A 22174-nucleotide genomic window follows, 5' to 3' on the forward strand; every position below is an offset into this window, starting at 1 on the left:
TCTGTCATCCGTCACGCCTGTGCACGGAACCGACCGCTCCGGAGCGCCACCTGTGAAACATTCACTCGGACGAGTGATGGTATTGGACAGGAATCCTGTACGTGTCAACGGGCCCCTAGCGTGAAGCCGTGACTGATTGTTCAGCGAGCAACTTATCGTCCCGGTCGTCGGAGAACTCGTCGTTGAGCCGTCGCGGCTTCCTTGCCGGCGCGGCCGCGCTGGCCGCCGCCCCCGTGCTGATCGCGGCCGATCCGGCGGTCGCCGCGCAGGAGCTGCCGGACTTCCCGGCGGATGTCGCCCTGTACCGCTCGGCGTACCGCAACTGGGTCGGCGAGATCACCGCGGACGGGCTGTGGGCCTGTGCTCCGGCCGCCGCGGATCAGGTGGCCGAGGTCGTCAACTGGGCCTGGCGGCACGGCTGGAGGGTGCGTGCCCGGGGTTCCGCGCACGGCTGGTCGCCGCTGACGATCACCGAGGGCACCGGGTCGGACGCACCTGTGCTCCTTGTGGACACCGCCCGTCATCTCACCGGCCTCGCCCTGGAGTCGGCGACCGCGGTGCGCGCCGGCACCGGCGTCACGATGGAGGCCCTGCTCACCTACCTGGAGGAGCACGGCCTGGGGGTCGCCGCCGCGCCCGCTCCCGGTGATCTCACCCTGGGCGGCGCGCTCGCCGTCGACGCGCACGGCACCGCCGTACCGGCGCGAGGCGAGCAGCGGCTGCCCGGGCACACATACGGCTCGCTCAGCAATCTGGTGCTGTCGCTGACGGCGATCGTGTGGGACGAGGGCTCCGGTGCGTATGTACCGCGCACGTACGGGCGCGGCGAGGCGGACTGTGCCGCGCTGCTCACCCACCTGGGCCGCGCGCTGGTGACGGAGGTCGTGCTGCGGGTCGGCGCGAATGTCGATCTGCGGTGTGTGAGCCGTACGGACATCCCGGCCGCGGAACTCTTCGCGGCGCCCGGCGCCGAGGGGCGCACCCTCGCGAGTTACCTCGACACGTCGGGGCGGGTGGAGGCGATCTGGTTCGCCTTCACCGAGTTCCCCTGGTTCAAGGTGTGGAGCGTGGCGCCGACGCGGCCGCTCACCTCGCGGCATGTGACATCGCCGTACAACTACCCGTTCTCCGACAACGTCCCGACCGTGGTGGCGGACCTGGTCGGGCGGATGACCTCGGACGCGGCCTGGTATCTGGCTCCGGTGCTGGGCAACGCGCAGTACGACGTGGCCTCGCTCGGTCTGGTGGCGACGCTGTCCGCCGACATCTGGGGGCCGTCGAAGAACACTCTGCTCTACATCAGGCCGACGACGCTGCGGGTGACCGCGAACGGCTACGCCGTGCTCACCGCACGGGCCCAAGTACAGCGCGTGGTCGCCGAGTTCACGTCCTTCTACCGGGAGCGGCTCGCCGCGTACGCGGCGCTGGGCCGTTTCCCGGTGAACGGTTCGGTGGAGATCCGGGTGACCGGCCTCGACGACCCGGCCGATGCCGAACTGGACGGCGCCCGCGCCCCGTTGCTGTCGGCGCTGCGACAGAGCGACACGCACCCGGAGTGGGACACCGCGGTGTGGCTGGACGTCCTCACCCTGCCGGGCACCCCGTACGCGGAGGCCTTCCTGCGCGAGCTGGAACAGTTCCTGCTGCGCACGTTCGACGGGGAGCACGCGCTCACCCGGGTCGAGTGGTCCAAGGGCTGGGCCTACACGGACGAGGCCGCCTGGAGCGACGGGGAGGTGCTGTCCACGAAGGTGCCCGCGTCACTGGGCGAGGCGGCTTGGGGGCAGGCGGCCGGCACCCTGGACCGCCTCGACCCGCACCGCGTCCTCGGCAACGGGTTCCTGGACCGGTTGCTGAAGTGAGCGGTGCCGTTCTCGTGGTGCGGCCGGGGGCCGGTCATGTCCCGTGGGCCGACGACCCCGAGCGGTTCGTCGCTACGGCCGCGGGGTTGCTCCGCCCGGTGTGAGGTGCGCCTGCACCGCGGGTGCGTAGCGGGCCACGGTCTCCTCCAGCGCGGCGCCCCGCACATGAGCACCGCGCGCGATGCCGTACATCACCCCCAGGCCCAGCAGGTTCGCGACGGCCAGCTCGGCGCGCAGGCCCGCTTCGGGGCCGTCGAGGCGTTCGGTCAGTCGGTCGGTGACCTGGGTGCGGAAGTTGGTGCGCAGGATGTCGCCCTGTGCGCCGTGCAGGGGCGCGAAGACGATCCGCAGGAGCGGGTCGGCACCCTGCTGCGACTGGCTGACCAGCACATGACGCACCATGTGCCGGCCGAGTTCGTCCAGCGGCGCGTCCAGCAGGGCGTCGGCGTCGGTCTCGAAGGACATGACGCGGGCGAAGAGGGTGTCCTTGTTGCCGAAGTACTTCAGGATCAGCGGCGGGCTGACACCGGCCCGTTCGGCGACCGCCTTGAGCGTGATGTCGGCGTGGGCGTGCCGGGCCAGCAGATGGCGGGCCGCCTTGAGGATGGCCGCCTTGGTCGCCTCGGCGTCCCGCCGGGCGGGCGCGGAGGTGGTGGGGGGAGTGCTCACGGCTCTCATGCTCCCTCCAGCGCCTCGTCGTGGGGATCCCGGGTCCGCCCGCCGGCTCGGGGTGTCGCGCCCGTCGTCGCGTCACCGGGGATGGTCAGCGCCGCGGCACTGGCCGCCAGGGCGACCGCGCCGGCCATGCCGAAGGCGAGCAGATAGCCGTGCAGGGTGGGCACGGGAGCTCGGCCGACCAGGCTGGTGTGATGGACCAGCACGGCGGCGACGGCGGCGCTGGAGACGGCCTGGCCGATGGTGCGCATCAGGACGTTGACGCCGTTGGCGGAGGCCGTCTGCTCGGCGGGGACGGCACGCAGGATCAGGGTGGGCAGGGCAGAGTAGGCGAGGGTGGTGCCGGTGGACACGACCGTCGCCCCCAGGATGATCATCCAGAGGTCGCGGCTGTCGGCGATGCGCGCCGCATAGCCGCAGGCGATGACGGCGGCCCCGAGGGCGAGGGTGATGCGGGGGCCGCGGGCCGCGGAGATGCGGGCCGAGAGGGGTGAGAACAGCAGCATGGTGACACCGCCGGGCAGCAGACACAGGCCGGTCTGCACGATCGACAGCCCGAGCCCGTACCCGGTGGCCTCGGGCGCCTGCACGAGCTGGGCGGTCACCAGGGAGTTGGCGTAGAAGGCGAACCCGGTGAGCAGCGCCGCCACATGCGACAGGCCCACGCGCGGCCTGGAGACCAGCCGCAGGTCGACCAGCGGGCGTTCGGTGCGCAACTGCTGCCACCACCACAGGGCCAGTACGACGACGGCTCCGAGGAAGAGGCCGACGATGCGCGCGCTGCCCCACCCCCACTGCCCGCCCTGCGAGACGCCCAGCAGCAGACACACCAGCCCTGCGGCCAGACCCAGCGTGCCCGGTATGTCGAAGCGGCCGGGCTGCCGTACGGGCGATTCCTTGACCGCCCACCACACCGCCGTCACGCCGAGCGCGCCGAGGGCGCTGGTCAGCCAGAACATGGTGTGCCAGTCGGCGTACTGCACGACCAGCGCGGCGAGTGGCAGGCCCAGGGCGGCGCCGATGCCCACGGTGGAGCTCATCAGCGCCACCGCGGAGCCCCGGCGCTCCGGCGGCAGCTCGTCGCGCAGGATGCTGATCGACAACGGCACCACGGAGGCGGCGGCGCCCTGCAGGGCGCGGGCCGCGATGAGCACGACGATGTCGGACGACAGGGCGCACATCACCGAGCCGACGGTCATCAGGACGAGGGCCGACGTCAGCACCTTGCGCTTGCCGTACATGTCGCCGGCCCGGCCGAGCACGGGGGTGAGCACGGCGCCGGACAGCAGGGTCGCCGTGACCATCCAGGAGACCGCGCCCGCGGAGGCGCCCGTCAGCCGCGGCAGATCGGGCAGGAGCGGTACGACCACGGTCTGCATGACGGCCATGAGGATGCCGCCGAACGCCAGCACCGGAATCGTGAGCCGGTCACGGACCATCGGCACTCCAAGTGGTGGGGACCGGAAACAAGAGGTGAATGACGATTCACCATAACGGGTGAATGGCCATTCACCCAAGAGGAATCCTGCGCACGGCCGGCCTGCACCCCTTGATCACCGGTACGGATCACGTCAGTTCTGCGAGGTGAGACAGGCCACTTGCGGCGCAGGCGCCCGCGAAGGATCACCTCGAACAGGGGGCACTCGGGAAGAAATTCCCCGTTCCGGGGGCCGGTGCGCCCCCGTCTCGGCAAGATCCACTTCGTTCAATCTTGCATGACATGTACACAATTGTCCTGATCGTAGCCAACCACTCCCGGGGGATTTCTCCCGTGCGCCGTGGGGCCGATAGGCATTCCGGGTCGTCAACCGAACGAACCCAGGAGACCCCGTATGCCGGCCCTGACCCGACGCCGTGCGCTCACCGCTGCGGCCGCCCTCACCGCGGCCGCCGCCGCCCACACCGCCGCCGCGCCTGCCGCGAGCGCCGCGGACCACCAGCACCCCGGCTCGCCCGAGCCGTTCGACGAGGTCTACAAGGGCCGCCGGATACAGGGCGGGCCGGCCTCCGGTGGCGGCCACCACCACGGCACCGGCTACGCCGTCCTCGTCGACGGGGTCGAACTGCACGTCATGCAGAACGCCGACGGCACCTGGATCAGCGTCGTCAGCCACTACGCCCCGGTGCCCACGCCGCGCGCGGCCGCACGCGCCGCCGTCGACGAGCTGCAGGGCGCCCGGCTCCTGCCCTTCCCCGCCAACTGACCCGTCCCGCAAGCCCCTTGGGAGCACCCGCACCATGACCGTCCGCAAGAACCAGGCGAGCCTGACCGCCGAGGAGAAGCGGCGCTTCGTCGCCGCCGTCGTCGAACTCAAGCGCAGCGGCCGCTACGACGCCTTCGTCACCACCCACAACGCCTTCATCCTCGGCGACACCGACACCGGCGAACGCACCGGCCACCGTTCACCGTCCTTCCTGCCCTGGCACCGAAGATTCCTGCTGGAGTTCGAGAGCGCACTGCAGTCGGTGGACGCCTCGGTGGCGCTGCCCTACTGGGACTGGAGCACCGACCGCTCGCCGCGTTCCTCGCTGTGGGCACCGGACTTCCTCGGCGGCAGCGGGCGCGCCCGTGACGGCCAGGTGATGGACGGCCCCTTCGCCGCGTCCGCCGGCAACTGGCCGATCAACGTGCGGGTCGACGGGCGTACGTTCCTGCGTCGCCAACTGGGTGCGAACGTGAGGGAGTTGCCGACCCGGGCCGAGGTCGAGTCGGTGCTGTCCACGGCGATATACGACATGCCGCCGTGGAACAGCGCCTCGGACGGCTTCCGCAACCACCTGGAGGGCTGGCGCGGCGTGAACCTGCACAACCGGGTCCATGTCTGGGTCGGCGGACAGATGGCCACCGGGGTCTCCCCCAACGACCCCGTGTTCTGGCTCCACCACGCCTACATCGACAAGCTGTGGGCCCAGTGGCAGCGGCGCCACCCCGGCTCCGGCTATCTGCCGACGGCCGGAACGCCGGACGTGGTCGACCTCGACGAGACGATGAAGCCGTGGAACGACGTACGGCCCGCCGATCTTCTGGACCACACCGCCCACTACACCTTCGACACCGACTGACGGCCACAACCCGACGGTTTGCTCCGCAGGTCAGGGGTACCCGCGCCGGACGCAACCGATGTGACAGCGAAGGAGGGGTTCACCCGTGTCGCAGGTCGAGGAATCCATCGAGGTCGGCGTCCCGGTGCACACCGCTTACAACCAGTGGACTCAGTTCGAGACGTTCCCCGAGTTCATGAACGGCGTGGACCGCATCGAACAGCGCACCGACACGCTCACGCACTGGGTGACCAGCGTCAACGGCGTGCACCGCGAGTTCGACGCGGAGATCACCGAGCAGATCCCGGACGAGCGGGTCGCCTGGACGACCGTCGCGGGTCAGGCCCGGCAGGCCGGGGCGGTGACCTTCCACCGCCTCGACGACAACCACACCAAGGTCATGCTGCAGATGGACTTCCATCCGGACAGCATCACCGAACAGGTCGGCGACAAGCTGGGCTTCGTGAAGCGGCAGACCAAGGGCGACCTGGAGCGCTTCAAGAAGTTCATCGAGTCGCGTGGCCAGGAGACCGGCGAGTGGCGCGGCGTGGTCACCTGACCCGCGCCCGGTCCTGAACGGTGCGCCGTACGGCCCCGGCCCTAACCGGCCTGAGCCGTACGGCACTCCGGGTGTCCCCAGCCCTGCCCGTTCTTGGCGATGGGCTCACCGGCCGCGTAGGAACGGCCGCACAGGCAGCGGCCCGGGAACTTCGCCTTGATGGTGCGGGACGACGAGCCCGCACCCTGCCGGGACGCGGCCGGCTTGCGGCGCGGGGCGCTCGACTTCGGGGTGTCCGGGGAGGGCGGCGGCGCCGGTGAACCGAGGTCGCTGCCCGCGGGCTCCTGGACCTTGGCGGCCTGACTGGCGGCGCGGTCGGCGAAGTCGTTGAGCGGGTCGCCGTCGACCTGGTGGGCGGGCACGTAGCGGAATTCGACCGTGCGCCCGTCGAGCAGTGCGTCGATGCGGACGACCAGTTCCTGGTTGGCGACCGGTTTGCCGGCGGAGGTCTTCCAGCCGTTGCGCTTCCAGCCGGGCAGCCAGGTGGTGACCGCCTTCATGGCGTACTGGGAGTCCATGCGGACCTCGAGCGGGACACCCGGATCGGTCGCCGCCAACAGACGTTCCAGGGCGGTGAGTTCGGCGACGTTGTTGGTTGCCGTGCCCAGCGGCCCCGCCTCCCAGCGGGCCGGGGTCGTGGAGTCGTCGGAGACCACCCATGCCCAGCCCGCCGGTCCCGGATTTCCCTTCGATGCCCCGTCGCACGCGGCCACCACACGTTCACGCATGGCCTCGATCATGCCACGGGCGGGAGGGGACCTCGACCATCGTCCGAGAGGGGCCCTCGTGCCGTCCTAGACGTCCTTCGTCTTCGGCAGTTCTCCCTCGGTCCTCGTGATGTCGATCACCGAGAAGTTCGCGCCCTGCGGGTCGCTGATCGCCGCGAACCGGCCGTAGGGGCTGTCCATCGGCCCGAAGCGCAGCACACCGCCCAGCTTGGTGGCCTTGGCGACCGCGTCGTCGCAGTCCGGGACGACGAAGTAGAGATTGATGTAGGACGGCACCTCGGGCGGGAACTCGTCGCCCATCTTCATCCGGCCGAGGACCGTGGTGTCGCCGAGGTTGAACATGCGGAAGTCGACGTTGTCGTCGACGATCTGCTGCGCCGTGTACGGGAAGACGGCGCTGAAGAACGCGTCCGCCTTCTCGGGTTCACGGGTGAAGACCTCGGCCCAGCCGTAGGCGCCCGGCTCGGCGGTCGCCTCGAAGCCCTCGTGGGTGCCGCCCTGCCACACGCCGAAGACGGCGCCGCTGGGCTCGCGGGCGATGCACATGGTGCCGAACTCGCCGACCTGCATGGGCTCCATCACCACCTCGCCGCCGTTCTCCCTGATTTTGGCGGCGGTGGCGGCGGCGTCCGGTGAGGCGAAGTAGAGGCACCACTGCGACGGGGCGTCCTGGCCCGGCATCGGCGGGACGACGGCGGCGACCGCCTTGCCGTCCGCATAGGCCTGGGTGTAGTTGCCGTACTCCGACGACGCCTCGCCGAAGGTCCAGCCGAGGACGTCGCCGTAGAAGTTCTTCGCTCCCTCGACGTCGCCGAACATCGCGTCGGCCCAACAGGGGGTTCCCTCAGGTTGTACGGCCATGGCTGCGACCCTTTCCCGAATCGGCGGATGGTCCGTTTCCTCACGCTAGCCATGCATGCGGTGAAGCGCGCGCCGAATGCCCGGGTCCGTTTCAGACTGGACGGGCAGGCCCTCGGCACACTTTCGACGCGGCGGACGGGGTGCGGAATGGCGGACGGGACGATGCGCGCGTGGTCGGTGGTGACACCGGGGCCCGTCGAGGAGAACGGGCTGCGGCTTGTGCAGAAGCCGGTACCGGTGGCGGGCGACGACGAACTCCTCGTGCGCGTGCGCGCCTGCGGGGTGTGCCGCACCGACCTGCACGTCACCGAGGGGGATCTGCCGGTGCACCGGGCGGGCGTGACACCCGGGCACGAGGTCGTCGGCGTGGTGGCCGGGGCCGGGGCGGGGGTGTCCGGCTTCGCGACCGGGGACCGGGTGGGGGTGGCGTGGCTGCGGCGCACGGACGGCACCTGCGGGTACTGCTCGCGCGGGGCCGAGAACCTGTGCCCGTCCTCGCGGTACACGGGCTGGGACGCGGACGGCGGCTACGCCGAGTACACGACCGTGCCTGCCGCGTTCGCCCACCGCCTGCCGGATGCCGTCGACGACGTGGCGCTCGCGCCGCTGCTGTGCGCCGGGATCATCGGCTACCGCGCGCTGCGACGGGCCGCGCTGCCACCGGGCGGACGGCTCGGTCTGTACGGTTTCGGGGGAAGCGCCCACCTGTGTGCGCAGCTGGCGCTGGCCGAGGGCGCCACCGTGCACGTCATGACCCGCGGGGCGGCGGCGCGGCAGCTCGCGCTCGGCCTGGGCGCCGCCTCCGCGCAGGACGCGTACGCCACGCCGCCCGAGCCGCTGGACAGCGCGATCCTGTTCGCGCCGGTCGGCGACCTCGTGCCGGTCGCGCTGCGGGCCCTCGACCGCGGCGGCACCCTCTCGATCGCCGGCATCCACCTCAGCGACACACCGCCCCTGCACTACGAGAGCGACCTGTTCTACGAGAAACAGCTGCGCAGCGTCACCTCCAACACTCGCGAGGACGCACGCGAGTTCCTTGCGCTGGCCGCCCGGCACGGCGTCCACGCCACCACCCACACCTATCCCCTGACGCGAGCCGACGAGGCACTGCGGGACCTCAAGGCCGGGCGCTTCGACGGGGCGGCCGTGCTGGTGAACGACCTCTGGCGAGAGGTGTGACGGCGGGGGCGCACGGGGTGGGGCTGGGGGCGCGGGAGTGCGGAGGCTCCAGCACACTGCCTCGTTCGCCGGGTTTGCGTTACCACGAGGCGAAACCGCCCCCTTCGCGCCGTACCGGGGCATCCGCGGGGCTGTTTGCCTTGTACATGCGACGCCGGGCTGTCATCCATCGCGGCGTCGCCTTCATCTCCGACCACTCCGCTCACTCCTGTACGTCGCCAGGTACGTCCCCAAGGAGGGAATGTGTCCGCCCCCCAAAGCGCCACCGGACCCGACACCGACGAACCAGCCCCCGCACCCGACGGCGAGGGGCAGCTGACCAGTCTCAGCACCCAGGCGGCGCGCCAGCTCGCCACGACGACCAAGTCCGAACCGCAGATGCAGGCCATCAGCTCGCGCTGGCTGCTGCGGTCGCTGCCGTGGGTGGACGTCAAGGGCGGCACCTACCGGGTCAACCGGCGTCTGCAGCTGCGGATCGGCCGCGGGCGGGTGCAGTTCGAGCAGAACGGCGCCGACGACATCAAGGTCATCCCCGAGACCCTCACCGAGCTGCCGGTGCTGCGCGGCTACTCCGACACCGAGGTCCTCAAGGAGGTCGCCACCCGCTTCCGGGTCCGGCACGTGCGGGCGGGACAGGTGCTGTTCGAGGCCGGGCAGCGGGTCACAGAGGCCTATCTCGTCGTGCACGGCAGGTTCACCCGCTACACCGCGGGCAAGTACGGCGAGGAGGAGATCATCGGGGTCGTCACGGACGGCGACCAGATGGGCGACGAGGCCATCGGGCAGTCCAGCCCGCTGTGGCTGAGCTCGGTGCGGGCGGAGACGGCCGGCGTGCTGCTGGTGCTGCCCTGGGACGTGGTCACGGAGCTCACGGACCGGGTGCCGTCCCTCGCAGCGCATCTGGAGGCGTTCGCGGCGCGGCAGAAGCTGCCGATGAACCGCAAGGGCGAGGCGGACGTTCCCGTACAGGCCGGCCATGTCGGTGAGCCGACGCTGACCGGCGGCTTCGTGAACTACGATCTGGCGCCGCGCGAGTACGAACTGTCGCTCACCCAGACCGTGCTGCGCGTCCACACCCGGGTCGCCGACCTCTACAACAACCCGATGAACCAGACCGAGCAGCAGCTGCGTCTGACGGTCGAGGAGATCCGCGAGCGCCAGGAGTGGGAGCTGGTCAACAACCGGGAGTTCGGGCTGCTGCACAACGTCGACTACGGCCAGCGCGTCAGCACCTTCACCGGGCCGCCGACCCCGGACGACATGGACGAGCTGCTGGCCATGCGGCGCAAGACGAAGGTGTTCCTCGCCCATCCGAAGGCGATCGCGGCCTTTTTCCGGCAGTGCAACCGGCGCGGTCTGGTGCCGGGCACGGCGAGCGTGGAGGGGCACGAGATTCCCGCCTGGCGAGGCGTCCCGATCTTCCCCTGCAACAAGATCCCGATCAGTCGCGATCACACCAGCAGCATCATCGCGCTGCGCACCGGGGAGTCCGACCAGGGGGTGATCGGGCTCTACCAGACCGGTATCCCCGACGAGTTCCAGCCGGGCCTGAACGTGCGGTTCATGGGCATCGACACGGCCGCGATCATCCGCTATCTGGTGACCGCCTACTACTCGCTGGCCATCCTGGTGCCGGACGCGGCCGGGATCCTGGAGAACGTCCAGATCGGCCGGACGGCCGACTGAGGGTGGAGTACGCGATGAGCACGCCTGCCGCCTCGTCCCCGCTGCCGGGGCCGCCCAATCTGGCCCGCTCCGTGCGCACCCGGCGCGACGGGGCGATCCCCGGGCTCAAGTACCGGCAGGTCGCCCCCGCCGATCCGGCGAAGGTGGAGGAGGTCGACCGCAGGCTGGAGGCCTGGGCCCACGGCCTCGACCTGTTCCCGAAGGCGTGGGCCGGGGACTTCTCGGGCTTCCAGTTCGGCCGGGCCGTGGTGCTCCAGCATCCGGCGGCGGCCGATCTGGATCGCCTCACCGCCGCCGGTAAGTTCCTCCTGGCGGAGAACCTCGTCGACAGCTGCTACTGCGAGGAGGACGAGGGCAGGGGCGGCGCCCGCCGCGGTCTCGGCGGCCGGCTGATCCTGGCCCAGTCGGCGCTCGACCCCTTCCACAGCACACCCGCGCTGCAGGAGCAGTGGGCGCACGGAGTGCAGGCCGACGGACCGCTGCGCTCGTACCACTGGGCGATGAAGGACTACGCCGCCGTCGCCACCCCCAGCCAGACCAACCGGTTCGTGCACGACATGGCACGGCTGCACCTCGGTTATCTCGGCGAGGCCGCATGGGCGGAGATCCGGCACATGCCGCAGGTGTGGGAGTACCTGGTGATGCGGCAGTTCAACAACTTCCGCCCCTGTCTGTCGATCATCGACGCGGTGGACGGCTACGAGCTGCCGGAGGCCGTCTACGCCCGCCCGGAGATCCAGCGCATCACGGCACTCGCCTGCAACGCCACCACCATCGTCAACGACCTCTACTCCTTCACCAAGGAACTGGCGAGCGACCCCACCCACCTCAACCTGCCGCAGGTCCTCGCCGCCAACGAGCGGTGCGGGCTGAAGGCCGCCTATCTCAAGGCAGTCGAGATCCACAACGAGATCATGACCGCCTTCGAGGACGAGTCCGCCCTCCTGTCCGCCACCTCGCCCCTCGTAGAGCGCTACGCCCGGGGCCTGTCCGACTGGGTGGCCGGCAACCACGAGTGGCACGCCACCAACACCCACCGCTACCACCTGCCCAACTACTGGTAACGCCCGCAGTGCTGGCATCCCGTCAGACGCACCACGAGGAGTCCTAGTTGACCATCGCCCCCCACGCCGACACCAAGGCGGCACCGGTGCCGACCCAGTCCACGTACCAGAACCGCGTCGCGGACTACTGGAACGCCGAGGAGAACCCGGTCAACCTCGAACTGGGCAAGATCGACGACCTCTATCACCACCACTACGGCGTCGGCGACGTCGACTGGACCGTGCTCGACGAGCCCGACCCCGACCTGCGGCGGGCACGGATCACCACCGAACTGCACCGCCTGGAACACGCCCAGGCGGAGCTTCTCGCCGGTCACCTCGGCCCGCTGTCCGCCGCCGACCGCGTCTTCGACGCCGGCTGCGGGCGGGGTGGCGGCAGTGTCGTGGCGCATCTGCGCTACGGCTGCCACGCGGACGGCGTGACGATCTCCGCCAAGCAGGCCGCGTTCGCCAATGAGCAGGCCCGCAAGCGTGACATCGACTCCCAGGTGCGCTACCACCACCGCAACATGCTCGACACCGGCTTCGCCACCGGCGCGTACGCGGCGTCCTGGAACAACGAGTCGACCATGTACGTCGAGCTGGAGCTGCTGTTCGCCGAGCACTCCCGGCTGCTGCGCCGCGGCGGGCGCTACGTGGTGATCACCGGCTGCTACAACGACACCTACGGCCGGGCGTCCCGCGAGGTGTCCCAGATCAACGCCCACTACATCTGCGACATCCACCCGCGCTCGGAGTACTTCCGGGCGATGGCCCGCCACCGCCTCGTCCCCGTCCACGTCCAGGACCTCACGGCCGACGCCATCCCCTACTGGGAGCTGCGCCGGCAGGCGGACCACCTGGTCACGGGCATCGAGGACACATTCCTGACCGCGTACAAGAACGGCAGTTTCCAGTACCTGCTGATCGCCGCCGACCGGGTGTGATGCCCTCGCTCACGGCGTAGGGGCTCACCGTCGCCGGGGCGCACGTTCCGGCACGGGCCCGCGCGATCCATGCGGCATCCCCGCATCGCACGAGCCCGTGCCGGAACCCCCCGAGCGACCAAACCGCTGCCGCTTACTGACCTCCTGGACCTGCTGGAGCGCGCGGACGGCGCCTGAACTCACCCCGGTGTCTTCCGCCTTGGGCCCGCCTGTGCTTGCCTGGGGAGCCGTTTTCGGTTGCCGGGGCTGGAGTTGCCGTATGCGGAAGCCGTGGATCGTGGGGATGCTGCTGACCGGAGTGCTGCTGCTCGGCGCGTGCGGCGACCCCTCGTCCGGACCGGAGGAGGCACCGCCCTCCCCCGCCGTACCGGGAGCCTCCGCATCGACGACGCATCAGCAGGCCCCGGCCTCCCCGAACGCCCCTGCCGTGGCCCCGCGCGTGCTCTACCTCGGGGATTCCCTCGCGATGGAGGCCCAGAACGTGCTCGGGCAGGAGCTGCGCCGCGACCTGAGGGCGAAGTACACGAGCGCTCCCTACTCGGGCACCACCCTGTGCGACTACCTGGCGGGCACCGGGGCGAAGTCGCTGGTCCCGGACGCGGACAAGGCAGCCGCACTGGTCCGTGCGCAGCATCCGGACTACGTGGTCATGCAGTTCTGGGGCAACGCGTGGGGCTTCACGTGGTGCATGGACGGCATCACCTACAACGCCTCGCAGCACAGGTACTTCACCCGCTACAAGGCCGACCTGCAACGGCTCACCGAGCAGATCGCCGCCGCGGGCGGCAGCAGACGTCCGCGGATCGTGTGGGTCCTGCAGGGCCCGGACCCGATCACGCCCGACCGGGTCCGGCGTGTGAACCGGATGTACGAGCAGCAGGCCGCCGCCTCGGGCGACCTCGTCGCCGACGCGGGCGCGACGGTGAGCCCCGCCGGGGCCCGCTACACCTGGTCCCAGTACCTGCCCTGCACGGCCTACGAACACGCACACCGCGACTACTGCACCCAGCCGGACCGCGACCGCACCGCCCTCCACCTCGACAAGGACTATCTGCACTTCTGCCTGGCGCCGACGACGTCCACGCCGAAGCCGTGCCCGGTGCGCTCCCCGGGCATCCTGCGGATCACCCGCGAGATCACGCGGGTGATCGGGGAACAGGCCCGCACGCGGTGAGCCGGTTGCTGCCGACCTGTTCCTCACCCCACGGGAGCGGCCCTCACTCGCCCGCGTAGGCCCGCTCCAGGGCGGCGATGTCGAACTTGCTCATCGCCATGAACGCCTTGGTCGTGCGAGACGCCTTCTCCTGGTCCGCGTCGCTGATCATGTCGATGAGCTTGTCGGGGACGACCTGCCAGGACAGGCCGTACTTGTCCTTGAGCCAGCCGCAGGGGCCGGGCTCGCCGCCGCCCTCGGTGAGCTTGGCCCAGTAGTAGTCGATCTCCTCCTGGTCCTTGCAGAAGATCTGGAAGGAGATCGACTCGTTGAACTTGAACTGCGGGCCGCCGTTGAGCGCGACGAACTTCTGGCCGTTGGCCGTGAACTCCACCGCCAGCACCGAGCCGGCGGGGCCCGCGCCTCCCTCGACGTTGCGGCCGACCCGGCCGATGCTGGAGTTCTTGAAGATCGACACGTAGTAGTGCGCGGCCTCCTCCGCCTGGCCGTCGAACCAGAGACACGTGGTGAATCCGTCGGTGGTCATGAGCACCTCCTGGGGCGTGGAACGCGGTCACCTGTATCGACTGATCCTCACCGCGGAACTCATCGGTCGGACGGCCGATTGACCCGGGTGGCCGCATGCCCGTACCGAACTAGGCTCGCGGCCATGACGTCTTCGCCCGCAGAGACCGCGGACAGCGGCATCCGGCCCTTCCGCATCGACATCCCGCAGAGCGACCTCGACGACCTCCACGAACGCCTGGACCGCACCCGCTGGCCGGACGAGCTGCCCGGCACCGGGTGGGCCTACGGCGTGCCGGCCGACTACCTGCGCGAGCTCCACCACTACTGGCGCACCTCCTACGACTGGCGGGCCGCCGAGGCGCAGCTCAACGAGTGGCCGCAGTTCACCACCACGATCGACGGCTCGAACGTCCACTTCGCCCACGTCCGCTCCCCCGAGCCGAACGCCACACCGCTGATCATCACGCACGGCTGGCCGGGGTCGATCGTCGAGTTCCTGGACGTCGTCGGGCCGCTCGCCGACCCCCGCGCGCACGGCGGCGACCCGGCCGACGCGTTCCACGTCGTCGTACCGAGCATCCCGGGGTTCGGGCTGTCCGGTCCTGCCGCCGACACGGGCTGGGAGGCGGGCCGGGTCGCCGACGCCTGGGCCGAGCTGATGCGACGGCTCGGCTACGAGCGGTTCGGCGCGCAGGGCGGCGACTGGGGCGCCGCCATCTCCCGCGAGCTGGGTCGCGCGCACCCGGACCGGGTGATCGGCGTGCATCTCAACCTGCTCCCGGGCGCGCAGCAGGCCACCGAGCCCACGCAGGAGGAGCTGGACGGGCTCGGCACCGAGGAGCAGGAGCGGGCACTGCTGTCCTGGCGCCGGTGGAGCGAGTGGTCCCGGGAGGGCACGGGCTACGCCGTCCTGCACGCCACCCGGCCGCAGACCGTGGCGTACGCGCTCAGCGACTCACCCGTGGGGCAACTCGCCTGGATCGTGGAGAAGTTCCGGGAGTGGACGGACTCGGCGCTGCTGCCCGAGGAGGCCGTGGACCGGGACCGGATGCTCACCAACGTGATGCTGTACTGGCTGACCGGGACCGCCGGTTCCGCCGCCCGCATCTACTACGAGCGCGCCCATGCCACGGGCCGTGTCGCCCGGCCGGCCGAGCCGTCGACCGCACCCACCGCACTCGCCCTCTTCCCCGCCGAGCTCCAGATCCCGCTGCGCCACAAGGCGGAGCGCACGGAGAACATCGTGCGCTGGACGCAACTCGACCGCGGCGGGCACTTCGCCGCCATGGAGGAGCCCGACCTGCTGGTCGAGGACGTGCGGGCGTTCTTCCGGCAGCTGCGCGAGAAGGGCTGAGAGCCGGCTCTGCCCGTGGCGAATCTGCCACGGGCAGAGAAACCGCATGCGGGGCGAGGGCAGGGCCAAGAGTGGAGTCGACGGCATCACCGCTCGACGGGAGAGACCATGACTCCACTCACCACGCTCGCGCCCCGCGCCGAGGAGGGCGACACCCCGCCCAGCCGGCTCGACGACCATCTCGCGGCCCAACTCCTCGGCCAGCGCATCGTGTTCCTCGGCACCCAGGTCGACGAGGTCTCCGCGAACCGGGTCTGCGCACAGCTGCTCCTGCTGTCCGCGGAGGACCCGCGCACCGACATCAGCCTGTACATCAACAGCCCGGGCGGCTCCGTGCACGCGGGCCTCGCGATCTACGACACGATGCGTCTGATCCCCAACGACGTCTCGACGCTCGCCATGGGCTTCGCGGCCAGCATGGGCCAGTTCCTGCTGTGCGGCGGCACACCCGGCAAGCGGTACGCGCTGCCGAACGCGCGGATCATGATGCACCAGGGGTCGGCGGGCATCGGCGGCACCACCGCCGACATCGAGATCCAGGCGGAGAACCTGGAGCACACCAAGCGGACCATGGAGCGGATCATCGCCGAGAACACGGGCCAGAGCCCGGAGACCATCGCCCGGGACGGCGACCGCGACCGCTGGTTCACGGCCGAGGAGGCCAGGGAGTACGGCATGGTGGACCGGGTCCTGGAGTCCCTCGCGGACGTCCGCCCGGCCGCCTCGAAGCGACGGATGGGGCTGTGACATGGGGAACTACACGATTCCGTACGTCGTCGAGCGCACCGCGCACGGCGAGCGCTCCTCCGACGTGTTCAGCCGGCTGCTGTCCGAGCGGATCATCTTCCTCGGCACCGAGATCGACGACGGGGTGGCCAACGTCGTCATCGCGCAACTGCTCCATCTGGAGTCGTCGGCGCCGGAGAACGAGATCTCGGTCTACATCAACTCGCCCGGCGGCTCGTTCACTTCGCTGATGGCGATCTACGACACGATGACCTTCGTGCAGGCACCGATCTCGACGGTCTGCGTCGGCCAGGCGGCCTCGACGGCGGCCGTGCTGCTGGCCGCCGGGGACCCGGGGCGGCGGATCGTGCTGGAGCACGCGCGCGTGCTGCTCGGACAGCCCGCCGCCGGCGGCAGCCGGGGCATGATCTCCGACCTCACACTCCAGGCCAAGGAGATGGTCCGGATCCGCTCCCAGGTCGAGCAGGTGCTGGCCCGGCACACCGGGCACGACATCGCGACGCTGCGCGCGGACATGGACCGCGACAAGGTGTTCACCGCCGAGGAGGCGGTGGCCTACGGGCTGGCAGACGAGGTGCTGAGCCGGCGCCTCGCCACGGTCTGAGGCACCGGCCGCAGGCGTCCCTCAGGCGGCCAGGCAGAGTCCGTCGTACTGCGAAGCGGACGTCCGGCGGCTCCTGTGGGACTGCCGGCCGGCGATCCGCACGAGCTCTCCCTGCGCCCGTGACAGCAGGTCGCCGAGGCCCAGCCCGAGGGCGTGGGCGGCGGCCGCGAGGACCTCGGAGGAGGCCTCCTTGCGGCCGCGCTCCACCTCGGAGAGATACGGCATGGAGATCCGGGCCTCGTCGGCCACGTCCTTCAGGGTGCGCTCCTGGGCGAGGCGTTCCCGCCGCAGGACGTCGCCGACGAGGTCCCGCCACAGGGGTTCCCTGGGCGGCGAAGGCGCGGCGGCAGGTCGCTCGCCCTGCGGGCGGCGCAGCGGAATGACATCGGCTTCGTTCGGCGCTCGGCTGCTCACTGTCTTAGATTCCCCCGCCCCGATGGGAAGAGATCGGCATTCCGCTCTGGGTGGAATCAGCGGCGGGGTCCACGGCGACGGTGGGACCCGTTCCGGTCGCGTGCATGCCCCGGCGCAGAACGGGTACGCGCATACAGCGGAGCACAACGCAGGCAGGACCAGGACGCAGACAGACGTCGAACCTTGACTTGGTGGGAGAGGAAATGGACACCGCCGTGGAACGGTCGGAGGCTGAGGTCGTCGAGAAGACCGCCGGGACCTGCACGGGTGATGGACCACTGCCGGGGATCGCGGAGCCACGCACCGTGGCTCCGCGTGACGCACGGGAACTTTCCCGTCAGTTCTTCCAGCGCCTCTCGGAGCTCGAGGAGGGCACGCCCGAGTACCAGTACGCACGCAACACCCTCATCGAGATGAACATCTCGCTGGTGCGGTTCGCGGCCGGGCGGTTCCGGGGACGCGGCGACGACATGGAGGACATCGTCCAGACCGGGATGATCGGCCTGATCAAGGCGATCGACCGGTTCGAGCTGTCCCGTGAGGTCGAGTTCACCTCGTTCGCGCTGCCGTACATCGTCGGCGAGATCAAGCGTTTCTTCCGTGACACCACCTGGGCGGTGCACGTGCCGCGCAGGCTGCAGGAGCTGCGTGTCGAGCTGGCCAAGGCCCGCGAGGAACTCGCCAGCCGGCTGGACCGGGAGCCGACGGTTCCCGAGCTCGCCACCCTGATGAACATCCCCGAGGGCGAGGTGATCGAGGCGCAGATAGCGTCCAACGGCTACAACTCCTCGTCCCTCGACGCGGCGCTGACCGGCGACGGGCCGGAGGGCGGCGAGGCGGTGCTCGCCGACTTCATCGGTGTGGAGGAGGACGGACTGCGGCTCGTCGAGGACTTCCAGTCGCTGGCCCCGCTGATGGCGGAACTCGGCGAGCGCGACCGCCAGATCATCCACATGCGGTTCGTGGAGGAGGCCACGCAGGCGGAGATCGGCGAACGGCTCGGCTGCTCGCAGATGCATGTGTCCCGGCTGATCAAGCGGATCATCGCGCAACTGCGCAAGGGAATGCTGGGCGAACTCGGCTGCGCATGAGGGGCAGCCGGTCGCATCCGTGACCGCCCGCGGCCGCCGGTACGGCGGCCGCGGCTTCATGCGCGGGTCAGGCTCACCACGGCGGACACCCGCTTGCCGACGGGGACCCGCTCCACGACGACCTGCCTCGCCAGGACATGGACTATCTCCAGGCCGTGCCGGCCGACGCGCTCGGGGTCGCGAGGGAAGCGGCGGGGCAGGGCCGCGCTGCTGTCGTAGACGGACACCGTCACCGCGGTGTCCGTGCCCTCGAGCTCCAGGATGTACGGCCCATTGCTGTGCCGGTCCGCGTTGGTGACCAGCTCGCTCACGACGAGCAGCACCTCGTCCTCGGCGCGGTCGTCGATCCTGGCGCACCATTCGGTGCGGAGCCGGCCCACGAAGTGCGCGGCGAAGGACCGGGCCTCGGCGATGCATCCCGGTTCGCCGGTGTAGTGCGCCGCCCGCCGTATCGGTTCCACGGGCACGTCGAAACCAGTCGGTATCACTGCCCCGCCCACGTGCTCGATCATGCATGTCTCTCTCGGAAGCCGGCCTGGCCGGACGCTGCTGCATCAGTGCTGCTACCCCGAGCCGCGCCCGGCAGTCCCCCGTCCGGGCCGATGTGTCCGCTAACACGCGGAACGCCGGTCATGTGGTGCTCGGCTCCGGAGCACTGTACGTCCCGGTGTCGCCGGGTGACTCCGGTTCGGTCGTTCCGGGTTCGCTGGAGGGTGACTCGGAACTCGGCGTTGGGGTGGAGGGGGAGGTCGACGTCGGCGGGCAGGGGGTGCCGGCGACCACGCCGGGCGAGGATGCGCAGGTGGAGGAGGACGACGACGAGGGTGCCGTCGGCGTGGACACGCTCACCGAGGGGGAGGGCTTGACCGGCGGCTCGACCCGGTGGTCGTGGCGGCCGGTGTCGCCCCGGTGCCGGGAGATCCACTCGGCGCGGTCGGGGTCGTAGAGGACGAAGACGTTGATGATCTGCGGTGCGGGGGTGACCACGACGACGTTCGAGGGCCGGTACGACGGCCAGCTGTCACCGGTTTCCTTCGGGGTGGTCTGCTGGGCGACGGGCGGCGTCAGCGGGTTGCCGCAGGCGCAGCGCACGCGCGGGACGCCGTGGCCGTCGACGAGGACGGCGGTGCCCGCCTGCAGAACGGCCTGGTAGCTGGTGGCGGCGCCGTCGCGGTAGCCGTGGTTGGTGACGCGGGTGTCCATGCGCAGTTGCACGGGGGTGAGCGCGCGGAGGTAGGCCGGGACCCCGGAGGGTGCGACGCCGGCGACCGAGGCGAACGCCGTGTTCTTCGGCGGGGCCGCCTGGAGGGCCTTGATCTGCCGCTCCACGTCGCAGCTGGAGACGTTGCGGGTGCCGCCGTACAGTCCGGGCGCCCCGCCGCCCACCGCCCGTACCGCGTTCGCGGGCGCCGATCCGGTGGCCGGAGAGGCGGGGACGGCCGGGGCGGAGCTGTGCGTGGCCGTCGACTGGGTGAAAGGGTCGGGGCCGGTCTTGCCCGCGGCCTGCAGGAAGACTTCCCCGCCCTTGCCGGAGCCGCCCCCGGCCCGGCTGAAGACGACGGCCAGGACCACGGCGGCGACCACCACGGTGGTCAGTACGGCGACACGCGGTGCGGACCTCCACCAGGGCCGGCGGGGCGGCGGCGTAGGGGTGCCGCCGCCGCTGCCCGGTGGCTGCGAGGGTGGGCCCGAGGGCGGTTGGGAGGGGCCCGAGAGCGGGCCGGAAGGGGGGCCTGTGGGGCGTCCGGAGGACGGCGGTTCGAGGCTCACGAGCACTTCTTCCCGATGCGGTTTCCTGCGACCTGCCCCGAGTTGGGCCGCTTTCTTACCTGCCGCCACCATTGTGTGCTCCGGTGCGGTGCCGCTCGCAAGCCGACGCGGACGGCCCTCCCGGCGGGCGGGGCACGCGGGCGCTGCTTAGCGTGGCGAGGGTGAGCCCGCGAACCCCCTCCGCCCCGGCCCTCGCCCGCCACGGCTGGGTGCAGGCCCTGGCCGGGGTGCTGGCCGCGCTGGTCGTCATGGGTGTCGTCGCCGGCCTGGGGTTGTGGGCGGCCGGGGCTGCGGATCTCCCGGACGGCGCCTTCCCCCGGGTGGTCGCGGCGACGGTGGTGACGGCCGTCGGCGGCACGATCGAGCTGTCGGGTAACGCAGGCGCGCTGGCCCGGTCCGCGGCCGGCATGACGGTGATCCCGCTGTCGGTGACGCTGGCCGGGGCGCTCGTCCTCGCGGCGGGTTTCCTGCGCCCGTTGCGCTACCGGGCGGTCGCCGGCGCCCCGGAGCTGGCCGGGTGGGCCGCCCGGGTGGCCGTGGTGTGGCTGCTGGCGCTGCTCGGCCTGTCCCTGGGCGCCCGCCAGACCTTCGCGGTCGACATCGGCAACGGGACCCTCGGCGACATCGGCGACCTGTTCGGCGTCGCGCCGAAGGTCGGCTTCAAGGCGGATGTGCCGCTGACCCTGTTCTTCGGGGTGCTGTGGCTGGTGGGGGTGCTGCTGCTGGCGCTGCTGGTCTCGCGCGGGGCGCCGCTGCCGGGGCGGCTGCTGCGCTTCCAGGAGTCGGTGCGGCCGGCCGCGTACGCCATGGTCGTGCTGCTGCTCGCGTGCGTCGTCCTGGGCCTCGTCGTGGCACTGGTCGTCGCGGTGACCCGCGGCCACTCCGCGGAGACGCTGGCGGTGATCCTGCTGGGTCTGCCGAACCTGGTCTGGCTGGCGCTCACGCTCGGTCTCGGCGCCACCTGGACGGGGCGGGTGCGGGGACCGTTCGGACTGCCCATGCCGCATGTGCTCGACGAGGTGCTGCGCACGAAGGAGGTCTCCACGCTCAACCTCCGCACGCTCGCCGGGTACGACGGGCGGGTGTGGTGGCTGGTGGCCGTCGACGCGGTGCTGCTGCTGGCCGCCGCGTTCGTGCTGGCCGCGCGCTCCCCGGCCCGGATGCGGGCCTGGCAGCACGCCCTGCACATGGCCGTCGCCCTCGCGCTGACGGTGCTCATGATCTGCCTGGTGTGCCGGATCGACGCCCACTACGGGCTGTCCCTGCTCGGCGTCGGAAACCTGGGCGGGGGCCTGTCCGGGGACCTGTTCCTCAGGCCGAAGGTGTGGACCGCGCTGGGCTTGGCCGTGCTGTGGGGGCTGGTGACCGGTTTCCTCGGTGCGCTGCTGGCCCGGCCGGTGCGGCGTCGGGGGAAGACCGAAAGGGAGTGGGAGTCATGACGGCTTCCGTGGCAGTGTCCGATCAGTCGAGGTGCCCAAGGGAAGGGAACGCCATGGCGCTGGCTCTCGAAGACCGGCTGGCCGTCACCGAGTTGATCGCCCTGCACGGCCATCTGTTCGACAACGGGGAACTGGAGCGCTGTGACGAGGTGTTCACCTCGGACGTCGTCTACGACCTGTCGGACTTCGGCCAGGGCGAGGTCACCGGGCTCACCGCCGTCAAGCAGGCCGCGCTGGCGCTCGGCGCGAAGAACCCGGTGGCGCACCACGTGACCAACGTGGTGATCGAGGAGGTGGCCGACGGCCGGGTTCGCGCCCGGTCCAAGGGGTTGGGGATCATGACGGACGGCTCGTGCGGGTCCGTGACGTACGAGGACGTCGTGGTGCGCGTCGACACGGGCTGGCGCATCTGCCGGCGCAGGATCGTGGCCCGCCGTGTACCGCTGGGCGGGCTCGGTCAGGAGCCCTGAGCGGGTCTGTCGAAATCCCCGA

General features: G+C 70.9%; 23 protein-coding genes. 15 read left to right on the forward strand and 8 right to left on the reverse strand.

The annotated features are described in order from the left end of the window. Positions 1–182 precede the first annotated feature (182 nt). Complete coding sequence (locus ACWC1K_RS08030) at positions 183–1862, forward strand: cholesterol oxidase substrate-binding domain-containing protein (protein WP_450829413.1); 1680 nt, start codon at positions 183–185, stop codon at positions 1860–1862. Positions 1863–1934: 72 nt separating this feature from the next. On the opposite strand, the gene ACWC1K_RS08035 is transcribed toward ACWC1K_RS08030, so the two are convergent. After that, positions 1935–2540: a TetR/AcrR family transcriptional regulator gene (locus ACWC1K_RS08035; protein WP_450829415.1), complete on the reverse strand. Its 606-nt coding sequence runs from the start codon at positions 2538–2540 to the stop codon at positions 1935–1937. Beyond that, positions 2537–3976: an MDR family MFS transporter gene (locus tag ACWC1K_RS08040; RefSeq protein ID WP_450829416.1), complete on the reverse strand. Its 1440-nt coding sequence runs from the start codon at positions 3974–3976 to the stop codon at positions 2537–2539. Before ACWC1K_RS08040 ends, ACWC1K_RS08035 begins: the two co-directional genes overlap by 4 nt. 393 nt (positions 3977–4369) lie before the next feature. Between ACWC1K_RS08040 and melC1 the strand changes: the two genes are divergently transcribed. From melC1 to ACWC1K_RS08055, 3 genes are all read left to right on the forward strand, one after another. Beyond that, positions 4370–4741 carry an apotyrosinase chaperone MelC1 gene (melC1, locus tag ACWC1K_RS08045; protein WP_450829417.1) on the forward strand — a complete coding sequence of 124 codons (372 nt, stop codon included), beginning with the start codon at positions 4370–4372 and terminating at the stop codon, positions 4739–4741. Positions 4742–4775: 34 nt separating this feature from the next. Then, positions 4776–5600, forward strand: coding sequence for a tyrosinase MelC2 (gene melC2 / locus ACWC1K_RS08050; RefSeq protein WP_450829419.1), 825 nt, complete (start codon positions 4776–4778; stop codon positions 5598–5600). Between the two features lie 85 nt (positions 5601–5685). After that, positions 5686–6138, forward strand: a complete 453-nt coding sequence (locus ACWC1K_RS08055) for an SRPBCC family protein (RefSeq protein WP_344398215.1) — start codon at positions 5686–5688, stop codon at positions 6136–6138. 41 nt (positions 6139–6179) lie between these two features. Here ACWC1K_RS08055 and ACWC1K_RS08060 read toward each other — a convergent pair whose 3' ends face one another. Both ACWC1K_RS08060 and ACWC1K_RS08065 read right to left on the reverse strand, forming a co-directional pair. Beyond that, complete coding sequence (locus ACWC1K_RS08060; protein ID WP_450829421.1) at positions 6180–6878, reverse strand: ribonuclease H family protein; 699 nt, start codon at positions 6876–6878, stop codon at positions 6180–6182. Positions 6879–6932: 54 nt separating this feature from the next. Continuing rightward, positions 6933–7727 (reverse strand): VOC family protein, encoded by a 795-nt coding sequence (locus ACWC1K_RS08065; protein ID WP_450829423.1) that lies wholly within the window; start codon positions 7725–7727, stop codon positions 6933–6935. 162 nt (positions 7728–7889) lie between these two features. On the opposite strand from ACWC1K_RS08065, the gene ACWC1K_RS08070 reads away from it, so the two are divergent. The 5 genes from ACWC1K_RS08070 (at position 7890) to ACWC1K_RS08090 (ending at position 13756) form a co-directional block, all read left to right on the forward strand. Beyond that, positions 7890–8906 carry a zinc-binding alcohol dehydrogenase family protein gene (locus ACWC1K_RS08070; protein WP_450829828.1) on the forward strand — a complete coding sequence of 339 codons (1017 nt, stop codon included), beginning with the start codon at positions 7890–7892 and terminating at the stop codon, positions 8904–8906. Positions 8907–9149: 243 nt separating this feature from the next. Beyond that, entirely contained in the window at positions 9150–10592 is a 1443-nt protein-coding gene (locus ACWC1K_RS08075; RefSeq protein WP_450829424.1) for a family 2B encapsulin nanocompartment shell protein, read from the forward strand. Between the two features lie 14 nt (positions 10593–10606). Further along, entirely contained in the window at positions 10607–11656 is a 1050-nt protein-coding gene (locus ACWC1K_RS08080; protein WP_450829425.1) for a family 2 encapsulin nanocompartment cargo protein terpene cyclase, read from the forward strand. 47 nt (positions 11657–11703) lie between these two features. After that, on the forward strand, positions 11704–12582 hold the full coding sequence (locus ACWC1K_RS08085) for a geranyl diphosphate 2-C-methyltransferase (protein ID WP_450829427.1): 879 nt from the start codon (positions 11704–11706) through the stop codon (positions 12580–12582). A 259-nt stretch (positions 12583–12841) separates the two neighbouring features. Next, complete coding sequence (locus tag ACWC1K_RS08090) at positions 12842–13756, forward strand: SGNH/GDSL hydrolase family protein (RefSeq protein ID WP_450829428.1); 915 nt, start codon at positions 12842–12844, stop codon at positions 13754–13756. A gap of 43 nt (positions 13757–13799) precedes the next feature. Here ACWC1K_RS08090 and ACWC1K_RS08095 read toward each other — a convergent pair whose 3' ends face one another. Beyond that, a complete protein-coding gene (locus tag ACWC1K_RS08095) occupies positions 13800–14282 on the reverse strand; it encodes a VOC family protein (RefSeq protein WP_351482297.1) in 483 nt (160 codons plus the stop codon). A 123-nt stretch (positions 14283–14405) separates the two neighbouring features. On the opposite strand from ACWC1K_RS08095, the gene ACWC1K_RS08100 reads away from it, so the two are divergent. The 3 genes from ACWC1K_RS08100 to ACWC1K_RS08110 all read left to right on the forward strand — a co-directional run bounded on the left by ACWC1K_RS08100 (position 14406) and on the right by ACWC1K_RS08110 (position 16968). After that, complete coding sequence (locus ACWC1K_RS08100; RefSeq protein WP_450829430.1) at positions 14406–15617, forward strand: epoxide hydrolase family protein; 1212 nt, start codon at positions 14406–14408, stop codon at positions 15615–15617. Positions 15618–15725: 108 nt separating this feature from the next. Then, positions 15726–16364, forward strand: coding sequence for a ClpP family protease (locus ACWC1K_RS08105; RefSeq protein WP_365846402.1), 639 nt, complete (start codon positions 15726–15728; stop codon positions 16362–16364). A 1-nt stretch (position 16365) separates the two neighbouring features. Next, positions 16366–16968 carry a ClpP family protease gene (locus tag ACWC1K_RS08110; protein WP_450829431.1) on the forward strand — a complete coding sequence of 201 codons (603 nt, stop codon included), beginning with the start codon at positions 16366–16368 and terminating at the stop codon, positions 16966–16968. 21 nt (positions 16969–16989) lie between these two features. Here the strand turns inward: ACWC1K_RS08110 and ACWC1K_RS08115 are convergent, their stop codons facing one another. Beyond that, positions 16990–17382 (reverse strand): helix-turn-helix domain-containing protein, encoded by a 393-nt coding sequence (locus tag ACWC1K_RS08115; RefSeq protein ID WP_450829433.1) that lies wholly within the window; start codon positions 17380–17382, stop codon positions 16990–16992. A gap of 203 nt (positions 17383–17585) precedes the next feature. On the opposite strand from ACWC1K_RS08115, the gene ACWC1K_RS08120 reads away from it, so the two are divergent. Further along, on the forward strand, positions 17586–18473 hold the full coding sequence (locus tag ACWC1K_RS08120; RefSeq protein WP_450829434.1) for an RNA polymerase sigma factor SigF: 888 nt from the start codon (positions 17586–17588) through the stop codon (positions 18471–18473). Positions 18474–18529: 56 nt separating this feature from the next. Here the strand turns inward: ACWC1K_RS08120 and ACWC1K_RS08125 are convergent, their stop codons facing one another. Both ACWC1K_RS08125 and ACWC1K_RS08130 read right to left on the reverse strand, forming a co-directional pair. Next, complete coding sequence (locus tag ACWC1K_RS08125; RefSeq protein ID WP_450829435.1) at positions 18530–18985, reverse strand: ATP-binding protein; 456 nt, start codon at positions 18983–18985, stop codon at positions 18530–18532. 118 nt (positions 18986–19103) lie between these two features. Further along, positions 19104–20243 carry a DUF6777 domain-containing protein gene (locus tag ACWC1K_RS08130; protein WP_450829437.1) on the reverse strand — a complete coding sequence of 380 codons (1140 nt, stop codon included), beginning with the start codon at positions 20241–20243 and terminating at the stop codon, positions 19104–19106. A 161-nt stretch (positions 20244–20404) separates the two neighbouring features. Here ACWC1K_RS08130 and ACWC1K_RS08135 point away from each other — a divergent pair, with 161 nt between their 5' ends. Together ACWC1K_RS08135 and ACWC1K_RS08140 are read left to right on the forward strand one after the other, a co-directional pair. Further along, positions 20405–21682: a streptophobe family protein gene (locus tag ACWC1K_RS08135; protein ID WP_450829439.1), complete on the forward strand. Its 1278-nt coding sequence runs from the start codon at positions 20405–20407 to the stop codon at positions 21680–21682. A gap of 53 nt (positions 21683–21735) precedes the next feature. Next, positions 21736–22152 (forward strand): nuclear transport factor 2 family protein, encoded by a 417-nt coding sequence (locus tag ACWC1K_RS08140; protein WP_450829440.1) that lies wholly within the window; start codon positions 21736–21738, stop codon positions 22150–22152. Positions 22153–22174: the final 22 nt, after the last annotated feature.

It is taken from the genome of Streptomyces sp. NPDC001492, from assembly GCF_053597275.1.